This is a genomic window from Stenotrophomonas sp. FW305-C-20-S1, from assembly GCF_058783335.1.
Window position 1 is genome coordinate 39,505 of sequence record NZ_JBYTEK010000027.1, and the last position, 18,183, is coordinate 57,687.

An 18,183-nucleotide genomic window follows, 5' to 3' on the forward strand; every position below is an offset into this window, starting at 1 on the left:
CGGGCGCAGCCCGGCCAAAGCCCCCCCCTTCCCCATACCCCGCCGAATGGGTATACAGTCGACCCGTACCGGCATCGTGCCGGAATGAACCCTGGGAGGGGACCATGCGCAAGACCTTCAAGACCCTGCTGCTGGCGCTGCCGCTGTGCCTGGCCGCGCTCTCCGCGCAGGCCGCCGACAGTGCCGCCGGCCGCTGGAAGACCATCGACGACAAGACCGGCAAGGTGAAGTCGATCGTCGAGATCAGCCAGGCCGCCAACGGCACGCTGTCCGGCAAGGTGGTCGAGATCCTGCACTCGGACAAGGGCCCGAACCCGGTCTGCGATGGTTGCGAGGGCGCCAACAAGAACAAGCCGGTGAAGGGCATGACCATTCTCTGGAACCTGAGCCAGGACAAGGGCACCACCAGCAAGTGGTCCGGTGGCACCATCCTCGACCCGGCCAACGGCAAGACCTACCGCTCGAAGATCGAGCTGCAGCCGGGCGGCGGCAAGCTGGACGTGTCCGGCTGCATCGCCTTCATCTGCCGCGCGCAGACCTGGGTCCGCGAGTAAGCGTCACGGCCCCGGCAATGCCCTGGTGACCCGGCTCCGGCCGGGTCACCGCGTTGCGGGCATGCGATAATCCCCGGTTCCCCCTGGCTGCACCCCGTGACCATGACCCGTACCGCGCTCGTCACCACCGCCCTGCCCTACGCCAACGGCCCGCTGCATCTGGGCCACCTGGTCGGCTACATCCAGGCTGACATCTGGGTGCGGGCGCGTCGAATGAGTGGCGGCAAGGCCTGGTTCGTGTGCGCCGACGACACCCACGGCACGCCGATCATGCTGGCTGCGGAAAAGGCCGGGGTCACCCCGGAAACCTTCATCGCCAACATCCAGGCCAGCCACGAGCGCGATTTCGCCGCTTTCGGCGTCGCCTTCGACCATTACGACTCGACCAATTCCGCCGCCAACAAGGCGCTGACCGAAGCGTTCTACCTGAAGCTGGAAGCGGCCGGCCACATCAGCCGCCGTTCGGTGGCGCAGTTCTACGACCCGGCCAAGGGCATGTTCCTGCCCGACCGCTACGTCAAGGGCATCTGCCCGAACTGCGGCAGCGCCGACCAGTACGGCGACAACTGCGAGGTCTGCGGCGCCACCTATGCGCCGACCGACCTGAAGGAGCCGCGCTCGGTGATCTCCGGGGCCACCCCGGAAATGCGCGATTCGGAGCACTTCTTCTTCGAGGTCGGCCACTTCGACGGCTTCCTGCGCGACTGGCTGGCCGGCGATGTCGCCCTGCCGGGCGTGAAGGCCAAGCTGGGTGAATGGCTCAACGCCGAAGGCGGCCTGCGTGCGTGGGACATCTCGCGCGATGCGCCGTACTTCGGTTTCGAGATTCCCGGCCAGCCGGGCAAGTACTTCTACGTCTGGCTGGACGCGCCGATCGGCTACCTGTCCAGCTTCCAGACCCTGTGCAGCAGGATCGGCGAGGATTTCGAAGCGCACCTGCGCGCCGGCACCAGCACCGAGCTGCATCATTTCCTCGGCAAGGACATCGTCAATTTCCACGGCCTGTTCTGGCCGGCGGTGCTGCACGGCACCGGCCACCGCGCGCCGACCCGCCTGCACGTCAACGGCTACCTGACCGTCGATGGCGCGAAGATGAGCAAGTCGCGCGGCACCTTCGTGATGGCGCGTACGTTCCTCGATGCCGGCCTGGAGCCGGAGGCACTGCGTTACTACTTCGCCGCCAAGTCCGGTGGTGGCGTCGACGACCTCGACCTGAACCTGGGCGACTTCATCGCGCGCGTCAACGCCGATCTGGTCGGCAAGTTCGTCAACCTCGCCAGCCGCTGCGCCGGTTTCATCAGCAAGCGCTTCGATGGCCAGTTGGCCGCGCAGCTGCCCGACGCGGCGCAGTACCAGCGCTTCGTCGATGGCCTGGCGCCGATCCGTGAGGCGTACGAGCGCAACGACCCGGCCGCGGCAATCCGCCTGACCATGACCCTGGCCGACGAAGCCAACCGCTACATCGACGACGTCAAGCCGTGGGTGATCGCCAAGCAGGAAGGCGCCGATGCGCAGCTGCAGGCGGTCTGCAGCCAGGGCCTGAACCTGTTCCGCGTACTGGTCACCGCCCTGAAGCCGGTGCTGCCGGCCACCGCGGCGCAGGCCGAGGCCTTCCTGGCCGCGCCGGTGAATGACTGGACCGAGCTGGCGCAGCCGCTGCTGGGCCACCGCATCACCGACTACACCCCGCTGTTCACCCGTATCGACCCGAAGAAGATTGACGCCATGATCGACGCCTCCAAGGACACCCTGACCACCGCCGCCCCCGCTGCCAAGGTTGAAGCAAGCAAGCCCGCCGCGCCGGTGGTGGCCAAGGACGAAGCAAAGAGCGCCGACGCGCCGGCCTACATCGGCATCGACGACTTCGCCAAGCTCGACCTGCGCATCGGCAAGGTGCTGGTGTGCGAGTTCGTGGAAGGCTCGGACAAGCTGCTGCGTTTCGAACTGGATGCCGGCGACCTCGGCAAGCGCCAGATCTTCTCCGGCATCCGCGCCAGCTACGGCGAGCCGGAAGCGCTGATCGGCCGCAGCGTGGTGTTCATCGCCAACCTGGCACCGCGCAAAATGCGCTTCGGCCTGAGCGAAGGCATGATCCTGTCGGCCGGTTTCGATGGCGGCGCGCTGGCGCTGCTGGACGCCGACAGCGGCGCGCAGCCGGGCATGCCGGTTCGTTGATGCAGTACGGGCGCGGCCCTGGCCGCGCCCGGTCCTGAGCACCGCGAAGGGAGGTACCGTGATGGGAGATGCTGCGTTGGAACTGGCGCTGTTCGACTTCGACCACACTGTCACCACCTGCGACACCTATGGCCGCTTCCTGCGCCGGGTCGCCACCGCCGAACAGCTGGCACAGGCCTGGTGGAAAGTCGGCCCGTGGCTGCTGGCCTACAAGCTGAAACTGATCTCCGCCGAGCGCATCCGCGCACGGGTGACCCGGTTGACCTTCAGCGAGCGCCACGCCGATGACATCGAGACGCTGGCTGCGGGCTTCTCCCGCGAGTTCCTGCCCGAAGTCGTGCGCCCGGAAATGCTGGAGCAGATCCGCTGGCACAAGGAGCAGCAGCACACCGTGGTGGTGGTGTCCGGTTCACTGGACCTGTACCTGCGGCCGTGGTGCGAACAACTGGGCCTGCAGCTGATCTGCAATCGGCTGGAAAGCGAAAGCGGACGCCTGACCGGCCGCTACGCGGGTGGCGATTGTGGTCCGCGCAAGGTCGAGCACATCCGCCGCCAGTTCGACCTGTCACGTTACACACGCATCCATGCCTACGGTGACAGCGCGGAGGATCGCCCGATGCTGGCCCTGGCGCACGAGCGCTGGTACCGCGGCAAACCCCTGAAGTAACCCAACGCGCAGCCTTCGCCACGCATGAGCCTGATTCCGCCCCTGACCGAACGCCTGGACCGCTTGCTACCGCAGACCCAATGCGGGCAATGCGGTTACGACGGCTGTCGCCCGTATGCGCAGGCGATGGCACGTGGCGAGGCTGGCGTGGATCGTTGTCCGCCCGGCGGCGATGCCGGTGCGCGGGCGTTGGCGCAGGTGCTGGGTGTGCCGGCGTTGCCGTTCGATCGCAGCCGGGGCGAGCACAAGCCGCCGCAGGTGGCATTGATCGTGGAGGCTGACTGCATCGGTTGCACCAAGTGCATACAGGCGTGCCCGGTGGATGCGATCGTCGGCGGGGCGAAGTACATGCACACGGTGATTGCCGATCTGTGCACGGGGTGCGAGTTGTGTATTCCACCGTGCCCGGTGGATTGCATCGAGCTGGTGTTGGTGTAGGTTTTTTTTGCGACGCCGCGGCGTCGCGTTGCGCTGAGAGCAACAGCAACAGCAACAGCAACGGCAACGGCAACGGCAATGGCAACGGCAACGGCAACAGCTGGGAGCGTCGGCTGCCTGGGTTTCAGGATCTGGGCGGGTGGGCGGGGGTGTTGGTGGGTGCGGACCTTGGTCCGCACTATCTGTCCGATGTCATGAACCGTCGTCGCAATCGACCTTGCCTGCGCACGCTGGCGACTATCGAATCACGATGCATGTCGCAGATTGCTCGGTCTATCGCGACCGTGGCGCCACCTGCGTTCGAGGCGGCTTAACAGCATGCAAAAATGCCGGAAACCTCCTGACGTTGCGGGCATTGCAACTTGTCTGATTGGCATTCCGCTACGACGGGTTTACAGATGGTGAGCCGCCGAAAAAGGGTGGCCGGGTGTCGAAAACCCGCGACGCAAGATGTTGTTTACGCTTGCCAGCCGGCGTCACCTTGCGTGGCGCCGGCTGGCAATCCGTCTGCCGGTCATGGCGGGCGGAGCGTGGGGGCTTTCGGGTCCACCGGTTTCGTCTTGCGTCCCGGTTTTCGAGCCACGTCTCCGTCCGCCACCTTTGAGTGGCGGCTACCGTCTGTCCTGCACGGAGCCTTGCCATGAACGCATCGGATTTCCCCCATCTGCACGCCTACCTCGGCCCGGCAGACGCCGACGAGGACACGGAACCGTCGCCAGCGCTTGATCCCACCACGTTGGTTGCGACCCTGCGGCGCATCGGTACCGGCGCCGCCGCTGACGGTCAGCCGTGGCCGGAGCGGCATCAACTTCCCAGCCGGTGCATGGCGCTGGCCGATGCCGATTGCGCGCTGGCCGGGCTGCGCGTGGTGCAGGAGGTCCTGCTGGCCGCCGAACGCACCCGGCAGAACGGCGCGCCGGAGGAGTACGTCGGCGACCGGGTCATGGAAGGCCTGATGCTGGCCTGCCTGGCCTTGTGCACGCAGGCAAGCACACGACTGCAGCCGCAGCTGTAACGGATGTTGCAGCGTCAGCCCCCCGGCAAACGGGGTCAGATCCCTTTTCCGGAGGAAAAAGGATCTGACCCCTGTCCGCTCATTACGGCACTGCCGCCGTAACGATGATCTCAACCTTCCATTCGGCGTGCGCAAGCTTGGCTTCAACGGTGGCGCGGGCCGGGGTCGCGCCCTCCACCACCCACTCGTCCCACGCCTTGTTCATGCCCTCGAAATCGGCCATGTCGGCCAGGAAGATCTCCGCACGCAGCACGTGCTGGCGGTCACTGGCCACCAGCGCCAGCAGCTTGTCGATCTCGGCCAGCACCTGCCGGGTCTGGCCGGTGATGTCCTGGCTGGTGTCTTCCGGAATCTGGCCGGAAAGGTAGGCGACCTTGTTGTACACGGTCATCTCGGACATGCGCGGTCCGACGTCGTAACGCTCCATCATGGGCGTGGCTCCTGCGGGTGGTCTGGACTGCATTCTCACCCAGCCGGCGTTGGAAGTGTGTGCCCGGTGCGGCCACTGGATACCGCCACCACCAGCACAGCGGCAGTGCTGGTCAAACGGCGTGGACAGGCGCACGATGCGCCACGCCTGCGTTGACACCGCCCTCGCCCTTTCTGACGCACCCTTGCGCCGATGACCGCACCCACCGATTCCACTGCCTCCCCTTCCACACCGACCTGGAAGCGGGTCGTCACCATCGTCGTCCCGCTGCTGATCCTCGCGCTGGCCCTGCACGGGCTGGCCGGCGAATTCGACGAGCATGGCTACCGCGCCATCCGCCAGGCCTTCCGCGAGCTCAGCGCTGCGCAGATCGCGCTGACCGTGCTGCTCGGCCTGGCCAGCTACGCCTGCCTGATCGGCTTCGATGCGATCGGCCTGCGCCGCAGTGGCATCCGCGTGCACCCGGCACGGATCGGCATCACCGCCTTCCTCGCCCACACTCTGGGCCAGACCGTGGGCTTTGCCGCCCTCACCGGCGGCGCAGTGCGCCTGCGCGGCTACCGCAGTGCCGGCCTGGACCTGGCGCAGATCGGCCAGGTGGTGCTGATGAGCACGCTCGGCTTCATTTTCGGCGCGTGGCTGCTGATCGGCGTTGCGCTGTGCATGGAGCCGGCCGCGGCCGCGCTTGCGCTGCCGCTGGACCCCGGCGCGGTGCGCGTGGTCGGCATCGTCGCGCTGCTCGCCTATGTGGCCACCTTCGTCCTGGTCGGCCGCAACGGTCGCCAGTTCCGCATCTTCGGCCATGGCCTGTGGCTGCCCGACCGGCGCACCATGCTCGGGGTCACCGTGTTGAGCGTGGTTGAACTGGTCCTGGCCAGTGCCGCGTTCTATGTGCTGCTGCCCGATTCCACGCCGACCGGCCTGCCCGGTTTCGTCGGCCTGTATCTGGTGGCCGTGCTGGCCGGCCTGGTGTCGACGGTACCGGCCGGCCTTGGCGTGTTCGAGTGGAGCCTGCTGAAGCTGCTGCCGCAGGTGGCGCCGGCTGCAGTACTGGCGGCGGCATTGATCTACCGCGTCAGCTACTACGTGCTGCCGCTGCTGCTGGCGACTGTGCTGGCCCTGGCGCCCGCGCTGCGGCAGCCGCTGCAGGCCAGCGCAGGTGCCACCCGCGCCGGCTGGTACGCGCTGCGTCCGTGGTTGCCGCAGATCATCGCGCTGGCCGCCTTCAGTGTCGGTGCCGCGCTGGTCATCGACGGCACCCTGCCCACACCGCGACGGCACCTGATCAATGCCTCGCTGCCGATCCTGGAAACCTCGCACCTGATCGGCAGCCTGGCCGGCGTCGCCCTGCTGCTGATCGGCCAGGGCCTGGCCCGCCGCAGCCACGCGGCCTGGATGCTGGCGATGGCGATCTGCGTGATCGCGCCGCTGCCGATCTGGCTGCGCGGTGGCCAACCGCTGATCGCCTTGTCGGCGTTGCTGGTGGCGATGGCGCTGTGGGCAGCACGTCGCGAGTTCTATCGCCAGGGCGCGCTGCTGGACGAAGCCTGGTCGTGGCCATGGCTGCGCAACCTCGGCCTGGTGCTGGTGGCGGTGACGTGGCTGCTGTTCTTCACTTACAGCCACGTCGAATACCAGAACGAGCTGTGGTGGCAGTTCGCCGTGTCCGGCAATGCGCCGCGCGCGCTGCGTGCACTGCTGCTGGTGGCGATGGCGCTGGTGATGTTCGGCCTGGCGCGGCTGCTGCACAGCACGCGCAGCCCGCTGCCGCCTGCCGACGACGCAACCCTGCAGGCGCTGGCACCCGTGCTGGCTGGTGCCACCGACACCCAGGCCTGCCTGGTGCTGACTGCCGACAAGGCGGTGCTGCGCGATGAGCAGCACAAGGGCTTTGTGATGATGCAGCGCTACGGCGGCTCGCTGATCGCGATGGGCGATCCGGTCGGGCCACCGGAGGTGGCGCGCGCACTGATCTGGCGCTTCCGCGAAGAAGCCGACCGGCTCGGACTGCGCCCGGTGTTCTACCAGGTGGGTGAGGCGTATTGGCAGACCTATCTCGATCTCGGCCTGGGCCTGGTCAAGCTGGGCGAAGAGGCGATGGTGCCGCTGCACGATTTCGGTCTGGAAGGCCGCGAGCGTGCCGACCTGCGGCAAGCCTGGAACCGCGGCAAGCGCGGAGGGCTGTCGTTCCGCGTAGCACCGGCGGAAGAGATCCCTGCCCTGCTGCCACGCCTGCATGCGATTTCCAACGCTTGGCTGGAGGACAAGTCAGGCGACGAGAAGGGCTTCTCGCTGGGCAGCTACGACCCGGACTATCTCGTGCGTTTCCCGATCGCCCTGGTCGAAGCTGAAGGTCGGATCGTGGCCTTTGCCAACCTGTGGCAGGCACCGGCGGGCGCCGAACTGTCGGTGGATCTGATGCGTCATGTCAGCGATGCACCGAAGGGCACGATGGATTTCCTGTTCATCGAGTTGTTCCTGTGGGGCCGCGCGCAGGGCTATGCACGGTTCTCGCTGGGCATGGCACCGCTGTCCGGCCTGGCCCAGCACCGCCTGGCCGGTCGCTGGAACCGCCTGGCCGGCCTGCTCGCACGACACGGCGAGCGCTTCTATGGCTTCAGCGGCCTGCGCAGGTTCAAGTCGAAGTTCGATCCGCAGTGGCGACCGCGCTACCTGGCCGCGCCCGGCGGCATGCATCTGCCCGCCGCCCTGCTGGATGCCACACGGCTGATCTCGCTGGACCCGCGACGCAACTGACGCCCCGATCCGCCGGGCATGGCCCGGCGCTACCTGATGGATCGTCCGCACGGGTAGCGCCGGGCCATGCCCGGCGGTGGTCCCATGAGGCCGATTACGCGCCGCCCTTGAGGATCACCTCGGCCAGGCGATCGTAGTCACCGCCGAAGTGATGGTCACCCGGTAACTTGACCTTGTGCACGCCGTCGTTGCCCGGCAGATCGGGGCACAGCGCATCCTCGTCCTTGTCGCCGTACACGCACAGGGTCCTGGCCGCCGGCAGCTTCGCCACTTCCGGCGCGATCGGCAGGCCGCCGCCACCGCCGCCCAGCCAGTTGCTGACATGGAATTCAAAGTCGGCATTCCTGCCGACCGACAGCAGCACGATGCGTTCGAGGCCGGCGCGGGTGCCTGCATCAAGCTGGTTGATGGTGGCCGGCAGCACGTCGGCGCCCTGCGAGAAACCGATCAGCATCACCTTGTCGCGCTGCCATTGCTGGCGGTAGTGGCCGATGATCTTCTGCAGATCGACAGCGAATCCCTGCGGCGTGCGTTCGCTCCAGAAATAACGCAGCGAATCGATGCCAACCACCGCCACGCCATGTTCGGCCAGGGCGCCGGCCACGTCCTTGTCCAGGCCGGCCCAGCCGCCATCGCCGGAAACGAACACCGCCAACGTGTCACCGCTGCCCTGCGCCGGCACTTCCACTACCGGCAGCCCCTTCAGGGCATCCGGAGGCGGTGCCAGCGCGACCCCGGCCTGCGCGCCGATCACCCGCGCGGCGGCCACCAGCCCCGGTGTCGCATCGCCAGCGGCGGTGCGCTTGAATTCACGCGCCATTGCAACCTGCTGCACGAACGGGCCAGCGCTGTTGGTCGAACACCCCGGCGCGCCGGCCGCGTTCAACCACGGGAAATTCAGTTCGCTGGGCTGCAGGCGGTCGTGCTTCACGCCATCACCGCAGACCATGCGCTCGTGCACATGTGCCGGGCAGAATCCCGAGGTCAGCAGGCCGGCAAAGACCTGGGTGTCGGCCTGCGCTGCCAGCGCATAGGCCAGTTCGGCGCCTTCGCCGCTGCCGCCGACCAACGGCAGGTGATACCCCGGCAGATGCAGGAACGCCTGTACCCAACGCGAGAAATTCTCGACATCGCCCGCGCCGAACGCGCAGCTGCTGTTGCCTTCGCGCTTGAGCACGCCACGCAGGTGGGCCACATCCACCGATGCGACCAGTGCACCATCGGCGCGCAGCGCTTCAATCGGCATACGGCTGTCATCGGCATCGGCGCCGTCATGGAACCAGATCACCACCCGTTGCGGTGCCCCGGCCGGAACATGCACCGGCACCTGATCGAAACGTCCATGGCTGACCTGCTGCACTGACGCCACCGCTGGCACCGCCGCCAGCGCCAACACCAGTCCCATCGCCCTGCCCAGCCCTGCACGCATCGTTTCGCATCCCGTTGGAATGCGCACACGATACGCCGCTGCCGCGTGCACGGCACGTACCGGTACAGGCGGCCTGCAACCAGGCAGGTGGTTGATTCAGCGGGTGCCGGCAGGACGCCCGCGGCGATACAGCGCCAGCGCCAACCACAGCAGCCAGCCGACGATCACCGCGATCACCAGTTTCTGCCCCAGCCCACGCGGTGGGCCACCGCGCCACAGCACGTGTACCCACAGCAGCACGAAGGCCAGCCATGCCCAGCCCCACAACAGCGCCGCACTGCCCCGCCAGCCTGGCTCGCGGCGCAGGTACCAGGCCTGCAGCAGCATGCCGACGCTGGCGCACAGGAAGGCGGTATTGGCGGCCAGGCCGTGGATCAACGGCGCCAGCAACGGCGTTGCCGCAGGCAGCCAGCTGTCACCGATGGCGACGGTCGCCAGGCCAACGGCGGCCACGCAGAACAACAACGGTGCCGCAGCGCTGCGCCGCGGCCCCACGCTGTGCCGATACAACGCGATACCGAGCACGGCGATGGCCAGTGCCAGCAGGCAGTAGGCGCTGCGTAGCGCCAGGCCCCACGGCCCATGCAGGTACAGGCTCAAGGTGGCCTTCACCCAATCCAGATCGGCCCGCGCGAACTGCGTCCACAACGCGGTCGCCACGAACAACAGCAGTGCCACCAGCGCCAGCGTCGCGGCCGGACGCGCCCGCGTCATGGGCCAGCGTCCGGATGCCGTGCCAGCCACTCAGCCAGCGCCTTGCGATAACGCTGCAGCTCCTCGGTGTACAGGTCGAGCACGCACAACGGGCAGCCACTGCCGCAGCACTCGTTGGGACCGGGTTCTTCCGGCGGCAGTGGACGGGGATCGGCAGGAGTATCGGAGACGGTCACGGCTGCAAACAACACCACGCAATGGCAGGTGGGTAGTGTAGCGGCGCGATCAGGCGCCCAGTTGGCGGCGCAGGTTGGCTCGCGCGGCGGCATCAAGCTGCTGGTCAAAAAAGTCGCTGAGGAAGATCCGCGGCGCGCGCAGCAGCCCCTGCAGGAAACGGCGGCGTCCGGCGCGGTACAGGAAGCCCGGCACCACGCCTTTGTACTCTTCGGCCACGCCGCGGTCATACGCGGCGAATACCTCCTCGGGTGCCGCCAGGATCGCCATGTCGCAGTCGAGGAACAGCGCCGCTTCGGCATCGACATCGGCCGGGCCCAGCTCGCCATGGCGGGCGGTGAGCAGGATCAACTGCTCGACCCGGCCGGCATCGACCGATGCGAGCTCGGGCCAGTCCGCGATCGCCTGCAGGGCCAGCGCGGCCGACCTGGCCTCGTTGTCCTTGCGGCCGGCCTGGTAGATCGCATCGTGGTACAGCACTGCCAGATAAACCTCGGCCGGCTGCTGCCAGCCCGGACCTGCAGCCACCTCCTGGCAATGCTGCAGCACCGCGCGCACATGGCCGAAGTGGTGGTAGGCGCGCGGTGGCGTCGCATAGGCATCCTGCAGAGCCTGCCAATGCGCGGGAGCGAGAGTCAGCGGGGCGAAGTCCATGCAGGGATGATCCCGCCCTTGGCACCGCCGGGCAAGCTGGCTGTTTTTTCACCAGCCACTCACATCCCGTGCCGGGCAAGGGCGCAGGACAGTTGTCCACAGGTTTGTCGCGTGCTGGTCCACACCGGCTGTGGACGAAGCGCAGCGCCGATCGCCGGTGGATGCGGACCGCCACGCGCGGGTCTACACTGGCCGCAGGCGGGAGCGCCCGCCGCTGCCGGAAACCGTCATGCGCCGTCTTGCCGCCCGATGCTTTCTCCTGCCACTGCTCGCGCTCGGCGCGCCAGCCCTGTCCGCGCAGGATGCTCCAGCCGCTGCGCCCGCCATCCCGACCATCTCCACCGTAAAGGTCACCGCCGCCAGCGTGCCGACACCCGAACAGGTGCTCGCGATCCCGCCGGCGATGCGCGAGATGCTGCAGAAGCAGGTGATCAGCCGCAGCTACTCGCGCGACCAGCGCCTGCAGGCGCTGGTGGAGATGATCTTCAGCCAGCACGGCCTGGACCTGCAGTACGACGCCGATGCGACCTACACCGTCAGCGAGATCTGGCAGCACCAGCGCGCCAACTGCCTCGCCTTCACCCTGCTGTTCGTCACCCTCGCCCGTGAGGCCGGCATCCAGGCGCGGGTGCAGGAAGTCGGCCAGGTGGTGTCGTGGTACCAGGACCAGGACCAGGGCGTTGTCTACAACGTCGGGCACGTCAACGCCGGCGTGGATGTCGGTGGCCGCTACGGTACGGTCGACCTGGACCGCAACGTGCTGTACGACCGCCACGGGCCGCAACCGATTGGCCGTGAACGGGCGCTGGCGCACTACTACAACAACCGGGGCGCGGAGCAGCTGGCCGATGGCGACCTGAGCGGAGCACGTGCCTTCTTCGATGCCGCGCTGGCGCAGGATCCGGAGTTCGCCTCGACATGGAACAACATCGGCGTGCTCGACAACCGCCTGGGCGATGACCAGGCGGCCCGCACTGCGCTGGACACGGCACTGCGACTGGACGGACGCCAGAGTGCAGCGCTGAACAACGCCAGTGCGCTCTATCGCAAGCTGGGCATGACGGCGCAGGCGGAAGCCATGCAGAAGAAGCTGCAGTCGGTGCAGCGCGAGGACCCGTTCGCGCAGTACATGCAGGGTGCCCAGGCCGAACGCGCTGGCGACCTGGACAAGGCGATCACGTACTACCGGCGGGCGGTGCGCCTGTACGACACCGCGCACCAGTTCCACTTCGGCCTGGCGCGGGTGTATTTCCTGACGGGCCGGCTGCAGCGTGCGGACCGCGAACTGCTGCGGGCGCAGGAACTGGGCGGATCAACGCAGCAGGCACGCTACCAGGCCAAGCTGGACAGCCTGGCCCGCTGGCGGGCGCAGCAGGCCAAGCGCTGAGGCGCGATCAGGCCTTCTTGAGGAAGCAGGTCTTCAGCACCAGGCCCTTGATCTTGTCCGAGTTGCCCTCGATGTGCTCGGCATCGTCTTCGACCAGGCGGATGTTGCGGATCACGGAGCCCTGCTTGAGCGGGATTGAGGAGCCCTTGACCTTCAGGTCCTTGATCACGGTGACGGTGTCGCCGGTCTGCAGGGTATTGCCGTTGCTGTCACGCACGACCAGGGTCGAACCGGTACCTTCTTCGGCCGTCCACTCGAAGCCGCAGTCGGCGCAGATCCACAGCGCGCCATCGGCATAGGTGTTTTCCAGGGTGCACTGCGGGCAGGCGGGAACAGAAGACATTGCAAGTACCTCAAAATGAATCAACAGCGGCCATTGTAACCGCCCTGCCTTTTCGTTCATTTTCCGACGTCGGTCCGGACCGGACCTCGCCCCGCCCCGCCCGAGGCAGGCACCGGAACTTGCAGCGCGCGGCAAACTCCAGCAGAGTGCGCGGCCCCTGATCGTCCCCGGACCTCCCCATGCGCCTCGGCATCGACTTCGGTACCAGCAACTCCGCCGCCGCCATCGTGCGTGATGGGAAGCTGCTGCCGATCCGCTTCGGCGAGGCCGAGCAGTTCCGCACCAGCGTGTACTTCCCCGGCGTGGTGCCCGACCCGGACGATTTCCAGCTCGACGCCGGGCAGGAACACGAACTGCAGCAGCTGATCGACAGCGCCGCCCGTGCAGCCCGCGCCGCTGGCCAAGAGCGCACGCCACAGGCCCTGCGCCGCGAGGCACTGCGCGCCCTGCGCCGGGAATGGATGGAGGCTCGCGCCGGAAAGGAGCGCAGCGCCAGCGACCTGCTGCAGAACGCCGTCTATGGCGACGACGCGCTGGAAGCGTATTTCGAGGAGCACGAAGGCAACCTCGTGCAGAGCCCGAAGTCCATGCTCGGCTACAACCTGCACCCACGCGCGCGGCAGACCATCACCGGCATTGCCGCGCACATCCTCGAACACATCCGCTTGACCGCCAGCGCCCAGCTCGGCCAGCCGCTGCGCAGCGCCCTGCTCGGCCGCCCGGTGCAGTTCCGCAGCTCGATCGGCGAGGCCGGCAACGACCAGGCCCTGGACATCCTGCGCGAAGCGGCCGGCCAGGCCGGATTCGACCACATCGATTTCCTTGAAGAGCCTGCCGCCGCAGCGATGCATTACCACGCTGAAAGTCGCGATCGCCATCAGGCGGTGATCGTCGATATCGGCGGCGGCACCACCGATATCGCGCACGCCGAAGTGGGCGGCAGCCAGGCCCCGCGCATCCACCGTGCCTGGGGTATTGCCCGCGGCGGCACCGATATCGACCTGGCCCTGAGCCTGTCCGGCTACATGCCGCTGTTCGGCCGCGGCATCACCCGCGTGCCCACCCACCACTACGTGGAAGCGGCCACCGTGCAGGACATGACCCGCCAGCGCGAGTTCCGCCAGCACAACTACGACAACGTCGACGCGCCGTGGGGCGCGCGCCTGCAGGCGCTGCAGGACACCGGCAACACCGCCCGCCTGTACCGCGATGTCGAGCGCGCCAAGATCGCCCTCAGCGGTGCCAGCGAACACCGCAGCACGCTGGATTACATCGCCCGCGACCTGCACGTGGACAACAGCGCCGACGGCCTGGCCGCCGCCGCCCATGGCTACCTGAGCCAGATCCGCGAACTGCTGGCCCAGGTCCGCAGCGACATCGGCGGCGACCCTGACGCGGTGTTCCTGACCGGCGGCATGTCCCGCGCCGGCTACCTGCGGCAGGCCGCTGCCGAGGCGTTCCCGGGCGCCCGGATGGTGCACGGCGAGCCCTCGCTGGGGGTCGTCCAGGGCCTCGCGCTGGCGGCAGCCAGCCGGGATTAACAAAACGTTACGCGGTCTGAGCTACCCTTGGCCGGCTAGAAAACCGCTGCACCTTCCGCTGGCCTCGCCGGTGTGTGTACCCATGGTGCAGCCTGACCCGCCCAGCGGGTCTGGCGACCATGCCCTCTGGCTCGATCATGGTCCGCGTATTACCCGAGCCGCCATCGAGACCCGCTTTGGGCACCCGCCAGGCCCCTGTGGCCGTACAACCTGACGCTGAACCAGCACCCATCGACTGCCGCCGTTGTGACGCGGTCTGTTGCCGGTTGCCGGTCCTGCTGCAGCCCGGCGACCACGTGCCCGGCCAGTTCCTGTCGCGCGATGCACACGGCCGTGCCGTGATGGCGCGCAACGAGGAAGGCTGGTGCGCGGCGATCGATCCGTATCACCTGCGCTGCACGATCTATTCGCAGCGCCCGGCGATCTGCCGCCAGTTTTCGATGGGCGGCGACGACTGCCGCCGCGAGCGGCAGGACTACCTGCGCCAGGCTGAATCCTGCGCGCTTTCCTCCCCTTCCACCTGACAGGAGCAACCATGCCCCGCAAGGCAAAGACCCCCGCGAAGGCCAGCAACAGCATCCGCAGCGAACGCAAGGGCGCATCCGCCAGCACCGTGGTCAACAGCGACTCGATCGCCTCCGACCTGGCCGCGTTCCGCAAGAGCGGTGGCAAGATTGAAGTTCTCGGTACCACCTGGGCGCTGAAGAAAGCCAGCTGACCCTCCCCCGACCGCGGCGGCGCTGCCGCCGCGGCCTGCCGGGCCGCGCTCAGCGGTCCAGGCGCACCTGCACACTACCCGAGTGCGACTGCACGCGGATATCGCCGTCGCCGCTGCCCAGCCGCGCATCCAGGCTGCTGCCCGGCCCATAGCGCGGCCGCTCCACCTTGCCGGCGTCGCTGTTGATCGACCCGCTGAAGCTGTTCACTGACAGCTGCGCCGACACCGTGCGCGGCAGGCGCAGGCTGACCGAGGCACTGACCGACTCGACGTTGATGCGCCCGCCTGGTGCCAAGGCGGTCGCCGACAGGTCGATGCCTCCGGATACCGTCTCCACCACCAGGCGCTGGATGCGACCGGCATCGACGCCTACCCGGCCAGACACCGTCTGCGCCCCGATCTCCCCGGAAACGCCCCCGCCAGCCTCGATCCGGCCGCTGACCGTGTTCACGTCCAACCGCGGGGTCTGCAACCGCGCAGTGACATTTCCGCTGACCGTATTGAGCACGCTGTCGCCACTACGACCGGCGGCGGCAAGGTTGCCACTGACAGTGTCGGCCTGCAGCCGCCGCACGTCCACGCCACTGATGTCCTGGTCGGCACTGACCGTGCTCAGCAGCAGCTCCACCGAGCGCGGCACGTTGAGGGTCAAGGTGGCGCCGCCATTGTTGCCGCGTCGCGGATACTCGATTTCCCAGCGCACCCGGTTGGCACTCTTTTCCTGGCGCAGCTGCAGGCCGTCGCTGAGCGTGCCGGTGAGCTGCACGTCATTGCGGTCCCAGCCGCGTACAGTCACCTTGCCAGCGACGTTGCTCAGTTCGATGCGGCCGCCTGCAGCAACATTGTGGCGTTCATCGACGCGTGTATCGGCCAGCGCCATGGCGGGCACCAGCAGCAGGGCCGCGCAGAGAGGGAAAAGGGTTCGCATCGGGGGGTCTCCTCAGGTTGTCAGACCGGAGGCGGCCTGGGCCGCCTGCCGGGTCAGTTCGAGCCGCAGCGCATAGGTCCGCTTGAGCTGTCCAAGCAGGTGCGGCGCACGCGGGTCCTGCGCCATCGCGGCGCGGATCTGTTCCGCGCTGCGATCCAGTTCATGCAGCGCGGGCTGCCACTCCGGCGCAGTGCCATCAGGCAGCGACGCCACTGCCTGCCGGTACTGTTCGGTCATCGCATCGGCCTGCAGCTGCAGGCCGCTGGGTGCAGGCAGCGACTCGGGCGCGTGCCGCCACGGCGCCACCGCGTAGAGCGCGAGGCTGGCTGCCAACGCCGCGCCAACCGGCAGCCACCAGCGTCGACGGGTGCGCAGTGGCAAGGCCACCACGTTGTCCAACGGCGCCTGCGCGGCAACCGGCTCGCGGGGTGGCAACCGCGCCGACAGGCGTTCCCAGCCATCGGCCGGTGCGCTGCGTTCCGCGGGAAGGGCGCGCAGGCGCGCCAGCAGGTCGTGATCGGGGTCGTGCGTACTCATGTCATGTCTCCCAGGCGCGCGCGCAGCAGGCCACGCGCGCGATGCAGCTGTGCTTTGGAACTGCCGACCGCCATCTGCAGCTGGCCGGCGATTTCATGGTGTTTCCAGCCTTCGATATCGTGCAGCACCAAGACCGCACGCGCGCGCGGCGGCAGGGTCGCCAACGCGCGTTCCAGGTCGCGTTCGGTGCCGGCGCAGCCGTCATGCACCACCATCTCCGGCAGCCCACCGTCCACGTCGTCCAGGCTGTCATGGTCATGCCCGGCGGCACGACCGCGCAGTTCCATCAGCGCGGCGTTCACTCCCAACCGATGCAGCCAGGTCGACAGGCTGCTCTCGAAACGGAAGCCGGGCAGTGCCTTCCATGCCTGCAGGAACGCTTCCTGCAGTGCATCCTCGGCACGCGCCTGCTGCCCGCCACACAGCCGCCACAGGGTGGCAAACACCCGCGGCGCATGCTGCCGATACAGCTGTTCATAGGCAGCGGTATCGCCGGCCGCCGCTGCACGTACCAAGGCGGTTTCGTCGACGACGTCGTTGGCGGCAGGCGGCGCGGGCATGGTGGTGTCGAGCATATCCGTTGGATGCGGCCTGCCGGAAAAAGGTTTAGATCTTCCGGAGCGCTTTTCGGTTGCAACCTTTTCGCGCCTGGCTGCATCCATCACAGGTCCCCCGCAGGCCTGCCCGGCCAGGAGCCTCCCATGTCCAGCCCTTCCTGCGCCGCCCTGCTGGCGATCGCGGCCTGCATGCTGCTGCAGGCGTTCGACGTTTCCCTGCACTGGCGTGCCGAAAGCGGCCGCGCCTGCCTGCAGCAGCACAAACAGGACCTTGTCTGCCTTGCCTGGGCACAGGCGGTCGAAACGTCGACACGCGCCGGGTAACATCAAGCCCCGTTTCCGTCACACGTTGTCGCCCCATGATGTTGTCGCTGAAGGACCACCTGCCCGCCTGGACCCACCCCTGGCTGCATGACATCGGGATCGCCCTGCAGATCCTGATCACCCTGCTCGCCGCTTGGCTGCTGCGGGTGCTGGCGCGGCGCCTGATCCGCCGCTTCGCCGACCACTACACGCTGCCGCCGGAAATGGTGATGGGCGCGCGCCGGATCACCAGCTTCGTGGTCTATTTCAGCGCGGTGCTGTACATCCTCAGCCTGCTCGGCGCATCGCCCTCGGTGCTGTGGACGGCCTTCACCGGTTTCGCTGCGGTGGGCGCGGTGGCGTTCTTCGCGGCCTGGAGCGTGCTGTCCAACATCTTCTGCACGCTGCTGATCTTCACCACGCGACCGTTCCGCCTGCATGACTACATCGAAGTGCTGGAGAACGGCGAAAAGCCCGGGCTGAAAGGCCGGGTAATCGACGTGAACCTGATCTACACCACGCTGCAGGAAACCGGCAACGGCCACGAGGGCACGGTGCTGCAGCTGCCGAACAACCTGTTCTTCCAGCGCACGGTGCGGCGCTGGCGCGACCCGACGCAGGCGCCCGGCGGCATCCAGGGCGACGGCTGAGGGGATTGTTCGGCAGGGCTGCGCCCTGCACCCGCAGAGGCTGTAGTGCCGGCCGCTGGCCGGCAACCTCATCAGCAACAGCAACAGCGGCATTCCTGTGGGATGGCGGGGTGGGGCCGGTGGCAGGGGCCGCTGCAAGTACGTCCATGTAAGCTCGGTCGCCGCATCCATGCGGCTCACGCCCCTGCCACCGGCCCCACCCCGCCTTCGAC

At 67.8% G+C, this 18,183-nt stretch carries 21 protein-coding genes; 12 read left to right on the forward strand and 9 right to left on the reverse strand.

From position 1 onward, the window contains the following. Positions 1-104 precede the first annotated feature (104 nt). From AC3WTC_RS14625 to AC3WTC_RS14645, 5 genes are all read left to right on the forward strand, one after another. A complete protein-coding gene (locus AC3WTC_RS14625; RefSeq protein ID WP_025879086.1) occupies positions 105-554 on the forward strand; it encodes a DUF2147 domain-containing protein in 450 nt (149 codons plus the stop codon). A 102-nt stretch (positions 555-656) separates the two neighbouring features. Beyond that, complete coding sequence (gene metG, locus AC3WTC_RS14630; RefSeq protein WP_080148314.1) at positions 657-2,729, forward strand: methionine--tRNA ligase; 2,073 nt, start codon at positions 657-659, stop codon at positions 2,727-2,729. Between the two features lie 76 nt (positions 2,730-2,805). Beyond that, positions 2,806-3,396 (forward strand): HAD family hydrolase, encoded by a 591-nt coding sequence (locus tag AC3WTC_RS14635; protein ID WP_492711754.1) that lies wholly within the window; start codon positions 2,806-2,808, stop codon positions 3,394-3,396. Between the two features lie 24 nt (positions 3,397-3,420). Beyond that, on the forward strand, positions 3,421-3,834 hold the full coding sequence (gene rnfB / locus AC3WTC_RS14640) for an Rnf electron transport complex subunit RnfB (protein WP_032952130.1): 414 nt from the start codon (positions 3,421-3,423) through the stop codon (positions 3,832-3,834). A 640-nt stretch (positions 3,835-4,474) separates the two neighbouring features. Then, on the forward strand, positions 4,475-4,849 hold the full coding sequence (locus AC3WTC_RS14645) for a hypothetical protein (RefSeq protein ID WP_025879082.1): 375 nt from the start codon (positions 4,475-4,477) through the stop codon (positions 4,847-4,849). A gap of 82 nt (positions 4,850-4,931) precedes the next feature. Here the strand turns inward: AC3WTC_RS14645 and AC3WTC_RS14650 are convergent, their stop codons facing one another. Beyond that, positions 4,932-5,279: a RidA family protein gene (locus AC3WTC_RS14650; RefSeq protein ID WP_025879081.1), complete on the reverse strand. Its 348-nt coding sequence runs from the start codon at positions 5,277-5,279 to the stop codon at positions 4,932-4,934. Between the two features lie 192 nt (positions 5,280-5,471). On the opposite strand from AC3WTC_RS14650, the gene mprF reads away from it, so the two are divergent. Next, complete coding sequence (mprF, locus tag AC3WTC_RS14655; RefSeq protein WP_492711747.1) at positions 5,472-8,036, forward strand: bifunctional lysylphosphatidylglycerol flippase/synthetase MprF; 2,565 nt, start codon at positions 5,472-5,474, stop codon at positions 8,034-8,036. Between the two features lie 94 nt (positions 8,037-8,130). Here the strand turns inward: mprF and AC3WTC_RS14660 are convergent, their stop codons facing one another. The 4 genes from AC3WTC_RS14660 to AC3WTC_RS14675 form a co-directional block, all read right to left on the reverse strand. Further along, positions 8,131-9,465 carry a virulence factor family protein gene (locus AC3WTC_RS14660; protein ID WP_279208971.1) on the reverse strand — a complete coding sequence of 445 codons (1,335 nt, stop codon included), beginning with the start codon at positions 9,463-9,465 and terminating at the stop codon, positions 8,131-8,133. Positions 9,466-9,561: 96 nt separating this feature from the next. Beyond that, entirely contained in the window at positions 9,562-10,179 is a 618-nt protein-coding gene (locus AC3WTC_RS14665; protein WP_248149056.1) for a DUF998 domain-containing protein, read from the reverse strand. Further along, positions 10,176-10,355: an oxidoreductase-like domain-containing protein gene (locus AC3WTC_RS14670; RefSeq protein WP_032952129.1), complete on the reverse strand. Its 180-nt coding sequence runs from the start codon at positions 10,353-10,355 to the stop codon at positions 10,176-10,178. The genes AC3WTC_RS14665 and AC3WTC_RS14670 overlap by 4 nt, the downstream gene beginning before the upstream one ends. Before the next feature lie 49 nt (positions 10,356-10,404). Then, entirely contained in the window at positions 10,405-11,007 is a 603-nt protein-coding gene (locus tag AC3WTC_RS14675) for an HD domain-containing protein (RefSeq protein ID WP_025879077.1), read from the reverse strand. A 229-nt stretch (positions 11,008-11,236) separates the two neighbouring features. Here AC3WTC_RS14675 and AC3WTC_RS14680 point away from each other — a divergent pair, with 229 nt between their 5' ends. Next, a complete protein-coding gene (locus AC3WTC_RS14680; RefSeq protein WP_099784996.1) occupies positions 11,237-12,394 on the forward strand; it encodes a tetratricopeptide repeat protein in 1,158 nt (385 codons plus the stop codon). 7 nt (positions 12,395-12,401) lie between these two features. On the opposite strand, the gene AC3WTC_RS14685 is transcribed toward AC3WTC_RS14680, so the two are convergent. Beyond that, positions 12,402-12,737, reverse strand: coding sequence for a zinc ribbon domain-containing protein YjdM (locus AC3WTC_RS14685; RefSeq protein WP_492711749.1), 336 nt, complete (start codon positions 12,735-12,737; stop codon positions 12,402-12,404). 179 nt (positions 12,738-12,916) lie between these two features. Between AC3WTC_RS14685 and AC3WTC_RS14690 the strand changes: the two genes are divergently transcribed. From AC3WTC_RS14690 to AC3WTC_RS14700, 3 genes are all read left to right on the forward strand, one after another. After that, entirely contained in the window at positions 12,917-14,278 is a 1,362-nt protein-coding gene (locus AC3WTC_RS14690; protein ID WP_025879074.1) for an Hsp70 family protein, read from the forward strand. 230 nt (positions 14,279-14,508) lie between these two features. After that, the gene (locus AC3WTC_RS14695; protein WP_051501656.1) at positions 14,509-14,802 is read left to right on the forward strand and encodes a YkgJ family cysteine cluster protein; all 294 of its coding nucleotides are present in this window, start codon (positions 14,509-14,511) and stop codon (positions 14,800-14,802) included. 11 nt (positions 14,803-14,813) lie between these two features. Next, positions 14,814-14,996, forward strand: a complete 183-nt coding sequence (locus tag AC3WTC_RS14700; RefSeq protein WP_025879072.1) for a hypothetical protein — start codon at positions 14,814-14,816, stop codon at positions 14,994-14,996. 49 nt (positions 14,997-15,045) lie between these two features. Here AC3WTC_RS14700 and AC3WTC_RS14705 read toward each other — a convergent pair whose 3' ends face one another. Genes AC3WTC_RS14705 through AC3WTC_RS14715 form a run of 3 tightly spaced genes read right to left on the reverse strand, consistent with a single transcriptional unit; the run spans position 15,046 to position 17,036 of the window. Continuing rightward, the gene (locus AC3WTC_RS14705; RefSeq protein WP_032977119.1) at positions 15,046-15,924 is read right to left on the reverse strand and encodes a DUF4097 family beta strand repeat-containing protein; all 879 of its coding nucleotides are present in this window, start codon (positions 15,922-15,924) and stop codon (positions 15,046-15,048) included. A 12-nt stretch (positions 15,925-15,936) separates the two neighbouring features. Further along, entirely contained in the window at positions 15,937-16,461 is a 525-nt protein-coding gene (locus tag AC3WTC_RS14710; RefSeq protein ID WP_134832917.1) for a hypothetical protein, read from the reverse strand. Continuing rightward, positions 16,458-17,036 carry an RNA polymerase sigma factor gene (locus AC3WTC_RS14715; protein ID WP_492711751.1) on the reverse strand — a complete coding sequence of 193 codons (579 nt, stop codon included), beginning with the start codon at positions 17,034-17,036 and terminating at the stop codon, positions 16,458-16,460. The genes AC3WTC_RS14710 and AC3WTC_RS14715 overlap by 4 nt, the downstream gene beginning before the upstream one ends. A gap of 126 nt (positions 17,037-17,162) precedes the next feature. Between AC3WTC_RS14715 and AC3WTC_RS14720 the strand changes: the two genes are divergently transcribed. After that, entirely contained in the window at positions 17,163-17,342 is a 180-nt protein-coding gene (locus tag AC3WTC_RS14720) for a hypothetical protein (protein ID WP_032977115.1), read from the forward strand. Between the two features lie 35 nt (positions 17,343-17,377). After that, positions 17,378-17,971 carry a mechanosensitive ion channel family protein gene (locus AC3WTC_RS14725; protein ID WP_025879067.1) on the forward strand — a complete coding sequence of 198 codons (594 nt, stop codon included), beginning with the start codon at positions 17,378-17,380 and terminating at the stop codon, positions 17,969-17,971. Positions 17,972-18,183: the final 212 nt, after the last annotated feature.